Here is a 13,655-nt window from a genome sequence, read left to right as displayed (position 1 = left end):
CAAAACAGAGGTGAAAATGGTAATATTTACCTTCGTTTAATAGGAATACTCTATATAATAATTTACCACGGTTACCGCCTAATAGAGTTTTAGAGGTCACTAATGTATGGAGAAAGGTTAGGGAACTATAAATACTTCAGTACTGACTTACTTGAAATCAAACCCATAAGATTGTCGTCCAAAAAAAAAATGTAATTAAACTACAGCTTCAGAAAATGGTTTATCACAAATCTGAAACCTATTTAGTCATGGAAGTATCCAATACTTCGGGTATTACGTTTGAAACTGATTTTTTAAAAGTTTACAATGTCAGTGGGAATAAAAAGCGAAAATCTTCTTACCAAAGACTTGAAATGAAACCGATATACATTTGTAACCCTCATAATAAGATATGGAATGGTCAGTTACTTCGATTTGTATATGAACTGCCAAAATATGTGCTAGGAGACAAGGAAAAATTATTGGTGGAATTGCAGGAGTTGAATGAGAGCAGGAAGGTAATTTTGTCAACTAGACTTTGAAAATTAGAGATTATTACTTGTTTAAAAATATTCAAGGTTCGTCAGTAATTTAATTTTATTGGCGAATCTTGATCTTTTAATCTGCTCACAAGATTCAAAAAAAGGCCTGGTTTACTATTCAAAATCAATATTCAATAAAAAATATTGACGAAAGCAAATGTTGTACCTATGTTGTACCCAGTATATTTTTAAGGAATTAAAAAAGGGTTTCAATCTCTTGAAACCCTTGTTATTCCTTGTAGCGAGATCGGGAATTGAACCCGAGACCTCCGGGTTATGAATCCGACGCTCTAACCATCTGAGCTACCTCGCCATTTGTAATTTATGCTAACCTATTTCTGTTAGGCGGGTGCAAATATATAAACAAATTGGTAGCAATCAAACCAAACATGAAAAATATTTTTATTTAAAAAAATAGAGCCAGTTAAATAGAAATAATTATATTGTCGCTTTATAAAATATGAATTACGTATGGAAGAGAAAGTTAAGTATGAATTAGAGTTCCCTATACACTCCTCACCTCAATTATTGTATCAATATATTTCAACTCCTTCTGGATTGTCAGAATGGTTTGCGGATAATGTAAATTCTCGTGGTGAGTTATTTACTTTTATTTGGGATGGTGCAGAGGAACAAGCTAAATTGCTAAGAAAGAAAAGTGGAGAGCTTGTTAAATTTAAATGGATTGAAGGAGAAGAGGATACCTTTTTTGAAATTAAAATTGTTGTAGATGAAATAACAAAAGATGTTTCTTTAATGATAACAGATTTTACAGATGAAGATGAGGTGGAAGAAGCCAAAATGCTTTGGGAAAATCAAATATCCGACTTAAAACAAGTATTGGGTTCTGCTTAGGAATCCTTAATCTTAAAAAGTATATTTGTGCCTTGAAATTCTCAAGGCACTTTTTTTATGGTAAATTTTAACGGAAAGATTCTAGAAGCAAACACAGATTTTTTAAATGAAGAGAATAGAGGACTTCGTTATGGAGATGCTTTATTTGAAACAATTCGTGTGGTAAATAATAAAATTTACTTTTGGGAGTCGCATTACCTCCGTTTAATGGCTTCTATGCGGATTCTTCGTATGGAAATTCCTATGAATTTTACAATGGAGTTTCTTCAAGATGAGATTAAAAATAGTATTGCTGAAAATAACCAACAAGATAAAGCAGTTAGAGTTAGAATAACTGTTTTTAGAAATAATGGCGGACTTTATACGCCGTTAGATAACAACGTTTCTTACATCATAGAAACAAAAGTATTAGACAATCCTTTTTATATACTGGAAGACGCTCCATATGAAGTAGAGCTTTTTAAAGACCATTATGTAAATGCTGGGTTGTTAAGTACCTTAAAATCTAATAATAAAGCATTGCATGTACTTGCTGGAATTTATGCAAAGGAAAATGACTACAATAACTGTTTGTTAGTGAATGAAAAAAAGAATGTTATTGAAGCTACAAACGGAAATATTTTCTTAGTAAAAGGGAATGTTGTGAAAACACCACCTATTACCGAAGGGTGTTTAAATGGAGTTTTAAGAAAGCAACTAATTGAAATTATTAGTAAAACAGACGATTTAGAATTGAATGAAGCAGAAATATCTCCATTTGAAATTCAAAAAGCGGATGAACTTTTTATTACAAACGTTATTTCAGGAATAATTTCAGTAACAAAATACCGTAAGAAAACATTTACTAATAGTACAGCTAAACAATTAGTAGGAAAGTTAAATGCTAGAGCAAGATTGCAAGGTTAATTATAAACTGGATTTTCAGGGGCATTAGACCATATCAAATAATCGCCTCCTAATTCCAACATTTTTTCTCTCCAAAAAGTCATAGGAGCTTTTTTGATAATATTACTCTTGTATTTATTTTCAGAAACAACCCAAGAATTACTGGAGAGCTCTTTTTCCAATTGCATAATATCCCATCCAGAATATCCTAAAAAGAATTTTATTTCAGAATCTTTAATATCGCCACTATTAATTAAGTCTATAATAGTTTCAAAATCTCCGCCCCAATAAATTCCATTAGATATTTCAATACTGTTGGATATTAGGTCTGGTATTTTATGAATAAAATAAAGGTTATCTTGTTCTACAGGCCCGCCATTGTAGACTTTAAGCGATTTTGATATTTCTGGCACAAGCTCATTGAGTCTAAACTCTAACGGTTTATTTAATATAAACCCAATGGAACCTTCATTATTGTGCTCGGCGAGCAGGACTACTGACCTATTAAAAGCTACATCGCCAATTATGGAGGGCTCGGCAATAAGCAAATGGCCTTTCTTAGGAGTAATAGCAACCATAAGCTGTTGGTTTTTATTTTAAATCTATAAAAAAAACGTTAATCTTCAAATAAATGTGATGATTTTTTTTCGATATAAATCAAAAAAAGCGTCTTAATAGACGCTTTTTGTTTACTATATTGAGCTATATAATTAGTTTACAGCACCTGCTAATTCAGCACCTGCTTTAAATTTAACTACATTTTTAGCAGCAATTTTGATAGTTTTTCCAGTTTGTGGATTTCTTCCTTCTCTTGCTGATCTTTGAGATACAGACCAAGATCCAAATCCTACTAATGATACTCTACCACCTTTTTTAAGGGTTCCTTCTACGCTACCTAAAAAAGATTCTAATGCTTTTTTTGCTGCAGCTTTAGTGATTCCTGCATCAGCAGCCATCGCATCGATTAATTCTGTTTTGTTCATAATTTTAAAGATTTAAATGAATATTAAGGTTAAACATTTATTTAATTTGCTACACAAAATTATACGGATTTACTTGCCACGCAAGTAATATCAAAGGAAATCGGGGTTTTTGTTAATAACTTTGGTGTATTGTTAATAAAGTAGGTGTTTTTTTACTACAAATCGCTAATGCCAATCAGAGTGCGGTGTTACAGCATTTTGGCTTTTTTGTCAAATTCGTATCCGTTAAGGATGTCTTTTATATTCATTTTTCTTTTACCGGGTAACTGTATCTCTTTCAGATTAATAAATCCATCTTTTGTGGCTACTTTTACTTCTTTTTTATCGGCTAAAATAGCTCCAGGATCTTCATTATGTAGCTTAATTTCTTTTTCTACATCATAAAATTTGACATTTATAGGATTTTCTTCTCTATTTTTTAGAAAACTCCATGCAGTTGGATATGGACTTAACCCTCTAATAAGGTTATAAATTGTTTCAGTATTTAAATTCCAGTCTATTTTAGTATTGTCTTTATTTAATTTATATGCCGTTTTTAAATCGGTTGTTTGTAACTGTAATTTTGTGGTAACAGAGCTCTCTGCAATATTTTTTAAAGTTTCTGTTACCAAGTCTGCTCCAAGATTCATTAATTTATCGTGAAGTGTACCTGCATTTTCGTCTGCTTCAATTGGAATTTCTTTTTGAAGAATAACAGCACCTGTGTCTATTTTTTCGTCAATAAAAAAAGTGGTAACTCCTGTTTTAGTTTCTCCATTAATAAGTGCCCAATTTATAGGTGCAGCTCCTCTATAATCTGGTAGGAGGGATGCATGAAGGTTAAATGTGCCATGTGTTGGCATACTCCAAACCACTTCTGGGAGCATTCTAAAGGCAACAACAACTTGTAGATTGGCGTCTAAAGCTTTTAATTCCTCTAAAAAATTGGGGTCTTTAAGGTTGGTTGGCTGTAATACGTTTAAATTATTCTCTTCTGCATATTTCTTTACTGCCGATTGCTGTAATTTCCTACCTCTTCCCGCAGGTTTATCGGGAGCTGTAATAACTCCAACAACCTTATAATTAGACTCTACAATGTTTTTTAAAGTAGCCACCGCAAAATCTGGGGTTCCCATAAATACAATTCGTAATTGCTCGCTCATAATATCTATTCTGAAAATTTAGTGTCAAAGATACTGAGATTATTAAGAAATTTTGAGAGGGATTCTCTACAGAATGTAATATTGATTAATTTGGTTTACACTTATAATTTCTTCTGAAGAAAGTTCTTTTAAGGCTTCAAGAACATACATTTCTTTAAAAGTGATGTTTTCTAATAATTCCTTAGAGCTAAGTGGCGCTTTTTTTAAGCATTTTAAAACTTCTTCTTTGGCAATAGATAAAACATCCGAAGAAATCTTACTTTTCTTTTGTAAACAAACCGAGCAAATACCACAGGATTCATTTACTTTTTCATCAAAATAGGTAAGGAGTTGAATACTTTTACAAACTTTGTCGTTATTAACATACCTTAAAACCTGCGTAATTTGCTGGGTTTTAAGTTCGTTTTGTTGTGTTATAAGCTTGCTAATAACGTTTATTGTTTTGTCGTCTTCTCGCGGAACTAAAAATGTTATTGTGGCATCTGTGTCAGATCCTTCAAGCGTAATAATGTTATCTTTTTGTAATTGTGTAAGAACATCCAAGATTTTTTGCTCGAAGGTGCCAATTTTTTTTGCAATTGCAAGCGGATTAATATTGGTTGGTAAGTCAAAAATTCCACCGTAGGTTCTTAGTATATGTTGTACTATTTTTTCTACAGAAGGATTTTGGTCTAAATAATAGAATAATTGAGAATTGGTTACAATAAACTGTACAGTTGTCTTTTTTAAGTGGGTTTCTAATAATGAAATAACAGAATGCCTATCGAGCATTTTGAGTCCGTTATAGGCAATCCGTAAATTGAGTTTGTAGGTGTGGCAAAACAAATTAAAATTTAAAGGATACGTTTGATTTGAACCCTCTCCGTATGAAATTTGAAAATAATTGTTTAGCTTTTTGTACAGCAGTTTTATAAAATCAACACTAGGTAATGTTTTTATAAATTGATTTTTAAGACTTTCTTCATCGCTTTGATTTTTTATAATTACGGCAATGGCCTTTTCTCCATTTCTTCCCGCTCGTCCTGCTTCTTGATAATAACTTTCTAAAGAATCTGGAAAATCAAGATGCGCTACAACTCCAACATCTGCTTTGTCTATTCCCATTCCAAAAGCATTTGTGGCAACCATTACTCTAGTTTGGTTGTTAAGCCAAGCGTCGAGCTTTTTATTTTTTTCGGTATTAGAAATCCCTCCGTGGAAAAAAGTAGCGCTTATTCCTACTTTATTAAGTATTTCGCTTGTTTCTACGGTTGTTCTTCTTGTGCCTGCATAAACAATTGCTGCGCCCGTATTTTCCTTAAGGAGCTGTTCTAGTTTAGAAATTTTATCTTCAGAGTGGTATACACGATACGATATATTCTCTCTTTTAAATGATTTTTTTATGGTAATTGGATTCTTCAGATGAAGATTTTCAATAATGTCTTCAGCAACCATTTTTGTAGCCGAAGCAGTAAGTGCCATTACTGGAGTTTCTGGTAAAAGCTCTTTTAAAACTGCCGTATTTCTATAGGCAGGTCTAAAATCGTTTCCCCATTGAGAAATACAATGCGCTTCATCTATAGCAATTAAATTAACATTCATTGCTTTAATACGTTCTTGAACCAAATCTTGTTGAAGGCGTTCTGGAGAGAGGTATAAAAATTTATAATTTCCGTAGATACAATTATCAAGAAGCGAATCTACTTCTGTATATTTTAATCCGCTGGTTAGAGCAATAGCTTTAATTCCTTTGTCTTTTAAAGCATTTACTTGGTCTTTTATTAGGGCAATTAAAGGAGAAACTACAATACAAATTCCGTCATTAATAAGCGCTGGAACTTGAAAACAAACCGATTTTCCGCCTCCTGTAGGTAATAAAACTAAAGAATCTTTTTTGTCTAAAGCTTGCTGAATAATTTGTTCTTGTGGTTCTCTAAATGAAGAAAAACCCCAATATTTTTTTAAAACCTCATGAGGACTTTTTCTCGACTCCATTTATAAGCTATTTTACCGAAGATTATTTAATACAAAGTTAGCTCTTTCCGAAATACTTCCTTGAGGAACTTCTAAAAGCTTGTATCCGCTATCTAAATATGTCTTTTTTAGATGATGATAGATCTCGGTTGCTTGCTCAAAATTTTCATACCGCTCGTTATCAGAAGTATAAATTGCTTCCCAAGGAGGGAGTAAAAATATTTGATGATACCGGTAATTCAAGCAAGCTTCCTTAAAATAAGAAGGATAATTGTCTCCTGCATAATCCATATAGGCAACAACATCTGGAATTCCACGGTCAAAAAAAATAGTTCCAGAAAGGATTTCAGATTCTTTATGCTGATTTATACGTCCTTCTAGTAATTTATTACTGAACAATAGTGGGTCGGTAAGAAAAAGCTGTTCAATGCCTTGAGCTTGCGCTTCTAAGGTAACTTGTCTAGAAATTTCTAATAAACACTGATGTCCATTTTCTTTTAAAAAATCAATTATAGATGTTTTTCCAGTTCCTGGACCTCCAGTAATAACTATTTTTTTGTTTGTACTCATAATTAAATCCCTCATAGAGGTATATTTTTTCAAAGCTTTCCTGAGTTTATGGAAGGGCTTTAAGTCGAAATAAGTTAAATTTTCTTTGTTTAACTACCTCTAGGCTTGCCCTAAGGGAGTTGATTTCTAAAGAGCAAAATAACTAAATGATATCGGAATTAAAAAATTGATTCGTAAATCCTATCTTTGCAGAAAAGAGATAGAAAATGCAAGAGAAAGATAAAAAAGAAGTAGAAGAATTTTATGAGAGACTAAAAGTGGAGTTGGATAGAACAACCACTTGGCCAGCGTTATATCTTTATAAATTTATTGTGCCAACTAGTGATGAGAAAATCAAGCAAATAGAAACTATTTTTGACAATACTGGGGCGGTTATAAAAACAAAAACTTCATCAAACGGAAAATATACAAGCTTATCTATTGAAGTGAATTTAGATAGTTCTGATGCCGTAATACACAAATACAAAGAAGTTAGTGCAGTAGAAGGAGTTATTTCTTTATAAATTTCTTTAATACACCATAAAATTTGTTATTTTGCATAACATTAAAGATGTATTGAAGCATCTTTAGACTTCATTTTAAATAATATCATTTTAATTTTGGTTGAAAATATAGAATACAACAGCGAACGTCCTAAACTAATTATTCCTGAATATGGACGTCATATACAGAAAATGGTAGATTATGCCGTTTCAATTGAAGATAGAGAAGAACGAAACAAAGTAGCGCAAGCTATTATTGGAGTGATGGGGAATTTGAATCCGCATCTTAGAGACGTTTCAGATTTTCAGCATAAACTATGGGATCAGTTATTTATAATTTCTGATTTTAAATTGGATGCAGATTCACCATACCCAAAACCAACACGAGAATTGTTGGAAGAGCGACCACAGCCTTTAGAATATCCACAAAACCATCCTAAATATCGTTTCTATGGAAATAATATTAAGCGGATGATAGATGTTTGTATAAGCTGGGAAGAGGGAGAGTTGAAAGATGCACTAAAGTTTACCATAGCAAACCACATGAAAAAAAGTTACCTTAATTGGAACAAAGATACGGTGGAAGATAAAGCTATTTTTAATCATTTATATGAATTGAGTGATGGTAAAATTAACTTAGCAAGGTTTGATGAAGATCTTACAGAAAGTAAAAATTTAGTACGTAGTAGGCCTACAAATAGTAAGTCTAGAACTACAAATACTAGAAAACACCATAACAATAACAATAAAGGAAGAAGTAAAAAACGATACTAAAAGCATACTAAATTTTACATGGGAACATTTAAAATAGAAGGTGGAGCTCAATTAAAAGGAGAGATCACTCCACAAGGTGCAAAAAATGAAGCATTGCAAATACTTTGTGCTGTTTTACTTACCGACGAGAAAGTTACCATACACAATATTCCAAATATAATAGATGTCAATAAACTTATTGAGCTTCTAGAAAACTTAGGCGTTAAGATTCAAAAAATAGGAGTTTCTTCTTATACTTTTGTTTCAGATGATCTTCATTTAGAATATTTACAATCGGAACAATTTAAAAAAGATGGTCGCGGCTTACGTGGTTCCATTATGATTGTTGGGCCATTATTAGCACGTTTTGGTAAAGGATACATTCCAAAACCAGGAGGAGATAAAATTGGACGAAGAAGATTAGATACACATTTTGAAGGTTTTATAAAGTTAGGCGCAAAATTTAGATACAATCGAGAGGAGTATTTCTATGGAGTAGAAGCCAAAAAACTAAAAGGGGCATATATGCTTTTAGATGAAGCTTCTGTAACCGGTACTGCAAATATAGTAATGGCAGCGGTACTTGCAGAAGGTACAACTACCATTTACAATGCTGCTTGTGAGCCTTATTTACAGCAGCTGTGTAATATGCTAAATAGAATGGGCGCTAAAATAACAGGTGTTGGTTCTAACTTACTTACTATTGAAGGAGTTAAGAAACTTGGAGGTACCGAGCATACTATTTTGCCAGATATGATTGAAATTGGTAGCTGGATTGGAATGGCTGCTATGACTAAAAGTGAACTTACAATAAAAAATGTAAGGTGGGATTACCTTGGGCAAATCCCAACCGTATTTAGAAAATTAGGAATTACACTTGAGCAAAAAGGAGACGATATTTATATACCAGAACATAAAAATGGCTATGAGGTGCAAAACTTTATAGATGGTTCTATTCTAACTATTTCTGATGCTCCGTGGCCAGGTTTTACTCCAGATTTATTGAGTATTATTTTAACGGTAGCAACACAAGCTAGAGGAAGCGTTTTGATCCATCAAAAAATGTTTGAAAGTCGACTTTTCTTTGTGGATAAATTAATAGATATGGGCGCAAAAATTATTCTTTGTGATCCACATAGAGCCACCGTAATTGGACACGATTTTAAATCTACTTTAAAAGCCACTACCATGACTTCTCCAGATATTAGAGCTGGTATTTCCTTATTAATTGCAGCACTTTCTGCAAAAGGAACATCTACCATTCATAATATTGAGCAAATAGATAGAGGGTATCAAGATATAGATGAAAGATTAAAAGCTATTGGCGCCAAAATTGTGCGTTTAGATTAAGCTTTCATTAAAAGTAATATTATACAAAAAGTTCCTCCTCGAGGGACTTTTTGCTTTTATAAAGGTCAAACAAAAAGGGAGTAGCCTCAATTGGAGAATAGAAAAATTGAGCTTCAGTAATTTTTCCATTTTCTATTTTGTAAAGACATAATTCCTCCATTTCGCGTCGACCGATATCTGCAAAAGTAATATCGCTTGTCATTTTGAGAACAAAATAATTGTCGGCTATCAAAGGCTCTGAAACAGAATTATGATGTATTTCAACAATGTTTTCTTGATTTTCAAGAAATTCATTAATAATAATATGTTTACCTTCAGTAATAGCAGCAACAGGGTTTTCTATTTCTTTGCTAATAGCATGCATATCATATAACTCATGGTAAATTTCTATGTGACGCCCTTGTCGAAAAAGCGAAACAAACCGTTTGGCTATTTGTTTTGTGTTCATAGTTTTAATTTTTAGCTAAGATATAAAGTGTTTTAAATTAAAAAGTTACCTTTGAGTTAACCCTAAATTATATGATTGAAAAGAAGAAAAATTCGACTAAAATCTGTCAAGGCGCAATTTTCTCCTTAAAAATATGTAATTTTACAAACCATATATTTCCATTATAAATATGAGTCAAAAAGTCTTGCTTTCCGCGAAAGAAATCAACATCATACTTCATCGATTGGCTTGTCAACTCATTGAAAATCATATAGATTTTAAGAATACAGTGCTAATTGGGATTCAGCCTAGAGGTGTTTTTTTAGCCGAACGTTTAAAAACACTCCTAGAAGAAGAATACAAAATTGCCGATATTAAATTGGGGTATCTAGACATAACATTCTATCGAGACGATTTTAGAAGAGGCGACAAACCTTTGGAAGCTAATAAAACAAAAATCGATTTTTTAGTTGAAGATAAAAATGTGGTTTTTGTAGATGATGTTTTATATACAGGAAGAAGTATTAGAGCAGCATTAACTGCGATACAATCTTTTGGGCGTCCAAATGAAATAGAACTTCTAACCTTAATAGATAGACGTTTTAGTAGGCACTTGCCAATTCAGCCAGATTATAGAGGAAGACAAGTAGATGCTATTAATCAGGAAAAAGTGAAGGTGATGTGGAAGGAGCAAGAAGGAGAAGATAAAGTATACATGATAAATAAATAGCTGCAAGATGAGCGAATTAAGTGTAAACCACTTACTGGGAATTAAATATCTAAATGAAGCAGATATTCAATTGATTTTTGAAACTGCAGATCATTTTAAAGAAGTTATTAATAGACCAATTAAAAAGGTACCTTCTCTTCGAGATATTACCATTGCTAATTTATTTTTTGAAAATAGTACGCGTACAAAGCTTTCTTTTGAGTTAGCAGAAAAAAGACTTTCTGCGGATGTTATCAATTTTTCTGCGGCACAATCTTCAGTAAAAAAAGGAGAAACGCTTATTGATACCGTAAACAATATCCTTTCCATGAAAGTGGATATGGTTGTAATGAGACATCCAAATCCAGGCGCTGGGGTATTTCTTTCTAAAAATGTAAAGGCAAGTATTATAAATGCAGGAGATGGAGCTCATGAGCATCCAACGCAAGCACTTTTAGATTCCTATTCAATAAGAGAAAAACTAGGCGATGTTGCTGGAAAAAATGTAGTTATTGTTGGAGATATTTTACATTCTAGAGTAGCATTGTCAAACATTTTTGCTCTAAAATTGCAAGGGGCAAATGTAAAAGTTTGCGGCCCTAAAACATTGATTCCAAAATATATTACTTCCTTAGGCGTAGCAGTAGAAACCGATCTACGAAAGGCCTTAGCATGGTGTGATGTTGCTAATATGCTTCGAGTGCAAAATGAGCGTATGGATATTAGTTATTTCCCGTCAACTAGAGAATACACGCAGCAATTTGGAGTTAATAAAGCGTTGTTAGATTCTTTAGATAAAGAAATTATAATAATGCATCCAGGACCTATTAATCGCGGTGTAGAAATTACCAGCGATGTGGCAGATTCTAAACAGGCTATTATCCTTAATCAAGTGGAAAATGGAGTGGCAGTTAGAATGGCAGCAATTTATTTATTGGCTTCTAAAATAAAACAGTAGGATTATGATAATTGATAGACAAGAGAATATTACCGTAATAACTCAAGAGAGTGTTTCTCTTGGAAAGTTTATAGAACGCTTTAAAGAGTCGTATTCAAAATATAAAAAAGACCATTTAATACTAAATTTACTTTCATTAAGTAATCTTTCAGCTAGTGATTTAATGGAGTTTCTAGAATTGTCTCGAGATCATCGTTCTGCAAAAAAATCCTTTGTTATAGTAACCAATACTGTAAGTTTTAATGATGTAAATGAAGAGCTTGTGGTTACACCAACATTGGAGGAAGCATACGATGTAATAGAAATGGAAGATATTGAACGTGATCTTGATTTTTAAGATAACAGTTGTAAATCTTCTATAAATAGTATGAACAATCTTAAACTTCACATATTAGGGTGTTACAGCGCAACACCAAGGGCTTTTACAAATCCTACAGCGCAGGCACTAGAAATAAAAAACCATATTTTTCTGATAGATTGTGGAGAAGGTACCCAAGTGCAATTAAGGAGGCAGAAGATTAAATTTGCCCGCATCAAGCATATTTTTATTTCTCATTTACATGGAGATCATTTTTTCGGACTTCCGGGTTTATTGTCTACTTTTAGATTGCTTGGAAGGGATACACCGCTTCATGTTTATGGACCAAAAGGGATAAAGGAAGCGGTAACTTTAATGCTGAAAGTAGGGAGTGCTTGGACTAATTATCCATTGATTTTTCATGAATTACAGGCTAATACTTCTGAGTTAATTTTTGAAGATGATAAAGTTGAGGTATTCACAATTCCTTTAAAACATCGTGTGTATACTAATGGCTTTTTGTTTAAAGAAAAATTAGGAGATAGAAAGCTAGATGTCAATGCCGTATTAAATTATAATATTGATAAATGTTTTTATCAGAATATAAAAAAAGGAAAAGATGTTACCTTAGATGATGGGTCTGTGGTTGCTAATGATAAACTTACCTTAGACCCTCAGAAGCCAAAGAGCTATGCCTTTTGTAGTGATACTTCTTACAAGGAAGATATTGTCTCAATAATTAAAGAGGTAACCATGTTATACCATGAGTCTACTTTTTTGGAGCAACATGAAAAATTAGCCCTTGAAACAGGTCATTCTACCGCAAAACAAGCAGGAATTATTGCAAAAAAAGCAGCTGTAGGGGGATTGATTTTGGGGCATTACTCAACAAGGTATAACGATTTAAATGAATTTAAAGAAGAAGCAAAACAGGTTTTTGATAAAGTAGCTCTTGCAGAAGATGGTAAAGAGTTTTTATTCTAAAAAAAACTGAAAGCAGCTATCTTTTAAGTAATGAAAAATGTAGTGCAATGAAAAGTGAAAAGGATCTTAGCGATTACAGAAAAGTATATCAAAAAAGCGAATTATTAGAGACTAATATTCCCGATAACCCTATTCAATTATTCCAAACTTGGTTTTACGAAGTTGAGAAAAGCGGTGGAGTGGATGAGGCAAATGCAATGACAATTTCTACAATTGGTTTGGATGGTTTTCCTAAAAATAGAGTGGTTCTTTTAAAAAAATATACAGAGGAAGGATTTATATTTTACACTAATTACAATAGTGAAAAGGGAAAAGCTATTGCTGCAAACCCCAATTTATGTGCTTCTTTTTTTTGGCCCAATATTGAAAGACAAGTCATTATTAAAGGAAAAGCAGAGAAAATAGCTTCTAATCTTTCTGACGGTTATTTTGAATCGCGTCCTAGAGGAAGTCAGCTAGGAGCAATAGTTTCAAGTCAAAGTGAAGTTTTAAGTTCTCGTGAAGAACTAGAATTAAAACTTAAAGATTTAGAAGAATATTATGAAAACAAAGAAATACAGCGACCAGATTATTGGGGTGGGTATATTATTAAACCAGTATCTATAGAATTCTGGCAAGGAAGACCGAATAGACTTCATGATAGAATCCGATTTATCTTACAAAATGAGTATGATTGGAAAATTGAAAGATTGAATCCTTAATAAAAAGTGCATTTCATCGATTATTTGTGCATTTCATAGATGATATGGTTTTGTTTCTATAAATTTGTATTATAGAAACCACAT

16 protein-coding genes, 1 tRNA gene and 1 pseudogene are annotated in these 13,655 nt (G+C 32.5%); 11 read left to right on the top strand and 7 right to left on the bottom strand.

The genetic code is table 11. From position 1 onward, the window contains the following. Positions 1-126: 126 nt before the first annotated feature. Positions 127-521 (top strand): annotated as a pseudogene (locus AC13CQ_RS06015) (DUF4138 domain-containing protein); the annotation flags it as partial. A 239-nt stretch (positions 522-760) separates the two neighbouring features. Here AC13CQ_RS06015 and AC13CQ_RS06010 read toward each other — a convergent pair. Continuing rightward, positions 761-834: transfer RNA gene (locus tag AC13CQ_RS06010), tRNA-Met, on the bottom strand. 158 nt (positions 835-992) lie between these two features. Here AC13CQ_RS06010 and AC13CQ_RS06005 point away from each other — a divergent pair. Together AC13CQ_RS06005 and AC13CQ_RS06000 are read left to right on the top strand one after the other, a co-directional pair. Then, a complete protein-coding gene (locus AC13CQ_RS06005) occupies positions 993-1,376 on the top strand; it encodes an START-like domain-containing protein (protein ID WP_008615813.1) in 384 nt (127 codons plus the stop codon). 57 nt (positions 1,377-1,433) lie between these two features. Continuing rightward, positions 1,434-2,282: an aminotransferase class IV gene (locus AC13CQ_RS06000; protein WP_008615815.1), complete on the top strand. Its 849-nt coding sequence runs from the start codon at positions 1,434-1,436 to the stop codon at positions 2,280-2,282. Here the strand turns inward: AC13CQ_RS06000 and AC13CQ_RS05995 are convergent. The 5 genes from AC13CQ_RS05995 to AC13CQ_RS05975 form a co-directional block, all read right to left on the bottom strand. Beyond that, positions 2,279-2,839: a YqgE/AlgH family protein gene (locus AC13CQ_RS05995; protein WP_008615817.1), complete on the bottom strand. Its 561-nt coding sequence runs from the start codon at positions 2,837-2,839 to the stop codon at positions 2,279-2,281. The two genes, AC13CQ_RS06000 and AC13CQ_RS05995, sit on opposite strands and share 4 nt — an antisense overlap. Before the next feature lie 132 nt (positions 2,840-2,971). Then, positions 2,972-3,244, bottom strand: a complete 273-nt coding sequence (locus tag AC13CQ_RS05990; protein WP_008615819.1) for an HU family DNA-binding protein — start codon at positions 3,242-3,244, stop codon at positions 2,972-2,974. 188 nt (positions 3,245-3,432) lie between these two features. Next, the gene (gene fmt / locus AC13CQ_RS05985) at positions 3,433-4,386 is read right to left on the bottom strand and encodes a methionyl-tRNA formyltransferase (protein ID WP_474507319.1); all 954 of its coding nucleotides are present in this window, start codon (positions 4,384-4,386) and stop codon (positions 3,433-3,435) included. Between the two features lie 66 nt (positions 4,387-4,452). After that, positions 4,453-6,360 (bottom strand): RecQ family ATP-dependent DNA helicase, encoded by a 1,908-nt coding sequence (locus tag AC13CQ_RS05980; RefSeq protein ID WP_008615822.1) that lies wholly within the window; start codon positions 6,358-6,360, stop codon positions 4,453-4,455. Between the two features lie 12 nt (positions 6,361-6,372). After that, the gene (locus AC13CQ_RS05975) at positions 6,373-6,924 is read right to left on the bottom strand and encodes an AAA family ATPase (RefSeq protein WP_474507767.1); all 552 of its coding nucleotides are present in this window, start codon (positions 6,922-6,924) and stop codon (positions 6,373-6,375) included. A gap of 191 nt (positions 6,925-7,115) precedes the next feature. Between AC13CQ_RS05975 and AC13CQ_RS05970 the strand changes: the two genes are divergently transcribed. The 3 genes from AC13CQ_RS05970 (at position 7,116) to murA (ending at position 9,494) form a co-directional block, all read left to right on the top strand. Beyond that, positions 7,116-7,412, top strand: coding sequence for a DUF493 family protein (locus AC13CQ_RS05970; protein ID WP_008615826.1), 297 nt, complete (start codon positions 7,116-7,118; stop codon positions 7,410-7,412). Positions 7,413-7,508: 96 nt separating this feature from the next. After that, the gene (locus AC13CQ_RS05965; protein WP_008615836.1) at positions 7,509-8,165 is read left to right on the top strand and encodes a DUF4290 domain-containing protein; all 657 of its coding nucleotides are present in this window, start codon (positions 7,509-7,511) and stop codon (positions 8,163-8,165) included. An 18-nt stretch (positions 8,166-8,183) separates the two neighbouring features. Next, positions 8,184-9,494 (top strand): UDP-N-acetylglucosamine 1-carboxyvinyltransferase, encoded by a 1,311-nt coding sequence (gene murA, locus AC13CQ_RS05960; protein WP_008615838.1) that lies wholly within the window; start codon positions 8,184-8,186, stop codon positions 9,492-9,494. Positions 9,495-9,513: 19 nt separating this feature from the next. Here the strand turns inward: murA and AC13CQ_RS05955 are convergent, their stop codons facing one another. Further along, positions 9,514-9,942 (bottom strand): SnoaL-like domain-containing protein, encoded by a 429-nt coding sequence (locus AC13CQ_RS05955; protein ID WP_008615840.1) that lies wholly within the window; start codon positions 9,940-9,942, stop codon positions 9,514-9,516. Positions 9,943-10,111: 169 nt separating this feature from the next. Between AC13CQ_RS05955 and pyrR the strand changes: the two genes are divergently transcribed. Genes pyrR through pdxH form a run of 5 tightly spaced genes read left to right on the top strand, consistent with a single transcriptional unit; the run spans position 10,112 to position 13,571 of the window. Further along, positions 10,112-10,651, top strand: a complete 540-nt coding sequence (gene pyrR, locus AC13CQ_RS05950; protein WP_008615841.1) for a bifunctional pyr operon transcriptional regulator/uracil phosphoribosyltransferase PyrR — start codon at positions 10,112-10,114, stop codon at positions 10,649-10,651. Positions 10,652-10,658: 7 nt separating this feature from the next. After that, on the top strand, positions 10,659-11,588 hold the full coding sequence (locus tag AC13CQ_RS05945) for an aspartate carbamoyltransferase catalytic subunit (protein WP_008615842.1): 930 nt from the start codon (positions 10,659-10,661) through the stop codon (positions 11,586-11,588). Positions 11,589-11,592: 4 nt separating this feature from the next. Further along, entirely contained in the window at positions 11,593-11,925 is a 333-nt protein-coding gene (locus tag AC13CQ_RS05940) for a ribonuclease Z (RefSeq protein WP_335588748.1), read from the top strand. 30 nt (positions 11,926-11,955) lie between these two features. Then, complete coding sequence (locus AC13CQ_RS05935) at positions 11,956-12,870, top strand: ribonuclease Z (protein ID WP_474507317.1); 915 nt, start codon at positions 11,956-11,958, stop codon at positions 12,868-12,870. A gap of 47 nt (positions 12,871-12,917) precedes the next feature. Beyond that, entirely contained in the window at positions 12,918-13,571 is a 654-nt protein-coding gene (gene pdxH / locus AC13CQ_RS05930; RefSeq protein WP_474507316.1) for a pyridoxamine 5'-phosphate oxidase, read from the top strand. Positions 13,572-13,655: the final 84 nt, after the last annotated feature.

Source organism: Galbibacter sp. L-19 (genome assembly GCF_056857615.1).
The sequence above is the reverse complement of the archived record's forward strand: the minus strand, read 5'-3'. Positions and strand labels throughout refer to the sequence as shown.

Excerpts from the sequence above, each read along its gene's own strand:
- AC13CQ_RS06005 (WP_008615813.1), top strand. The coding sequence starts at position 993 with ATGGAAGAGAAAGTTAAGTATGAATTAGAGTTCCCTATACACTCCTCA.
- AC13CQ_RS06000 (WP_008615815.1), top strand. The coding sequence starts at position 1,434 with ATGGTAAATTTTAACGGAAAGATTCTAGAAGCAAACACAGATTTTTTA.
- AC13CQ_RS05995 (WP_008615817.1), bottom strand. The coding sequence starts at position 2,839 with ATGGTTGCTATTACTCCTAAGAAAGGCCATTTGCTTATTGCCGAGCCC.
- AC13CQ_RS05990 (WP_008615819.1), bottom strand. The coding sequence starts at position 3,244 with ATGAACAAAACAGAATTAATCGATGCGATGGCTGCTGATGCAGGAATC.
- fmt (WP_474507319.1), bottom strand. The coding sequence starts at position 4,386 with ATGAGCGAGCAATTACGAATTGTATTTATGGGAACCCCAGATTTTGCG.
- AC13CQ_RS05980 (WP_008615822.1), bottom strand. The coding sequence starts at position 6,360 with ATGGAGTCGAGAAAAAGTCCTCATGAGGTTTTAAAAAAATATTGGGGT.
- AC13CQ_RS05975 (WP_474507767.1), bottom strand. The coding sequence starts at position 6,924 with ATGAGGGATTTAATTATGAGTACAAACAAAAAAATAGTTATTACTGGA.
- AC13CQ_RS05970 (WP_008615826.1), top strand. The coding sequence starts at position 7,116 with ATGCAAGAGAAAGATAAAAAAGAAGTAGAAGAATTTTATGAGAGACTA.
- murA (WP_008615838.1), top strand. The coding sequence starts at position 8,184 with ATGGGAACATTTAAAATAGAAGGTGGAGCTCAATTAAAAGGAGAGATC.
- AC13CQ_RS05955 (WP_008615840.1), bottom strand. The coding sequence starts at position 9,942 with ATGAACACAAAACAAATAGCCAAACGGTTTGTTTCGCTTTTTCGACAA.
- pyrR (WP_008615841.1), top strand. The coding sequence starts at position 10,112 with ATGAGTCAAAAAGTCTTGCTTTCCGCGAAAGAAATCAACATCATACTT.
- AC13CQ_RS05945 (WP_008615842.1), top strand. The coding sequence starts at position 10,659 with ATGAGCGAATTAAGTGTAAACCACTTACTGGGAATTAAATATCTAAAT.
- AC13CQ_RS05940 (WP_335588748.1), top strand. The coding sequence starts at position 11,593 with ATGATAATTGATAGACAAGAGAATATTACCGTAATAACTCAAGAGAGT.
- AC13CQ_RS05935 (WP_474507317.1), top strand. The coding sequence starts at position 11,956 with ATGAACAATCTTAAACTTCACATATTAGGGTGTTACAGCGCAACACCA.
- pdxH (WP_474507316.1), top strand. The coding sequence starts at position 12,918 with ATGAAAAGTGAAAAGGATCTTAGCGATTACAGAAAAGTATATCAAAAA.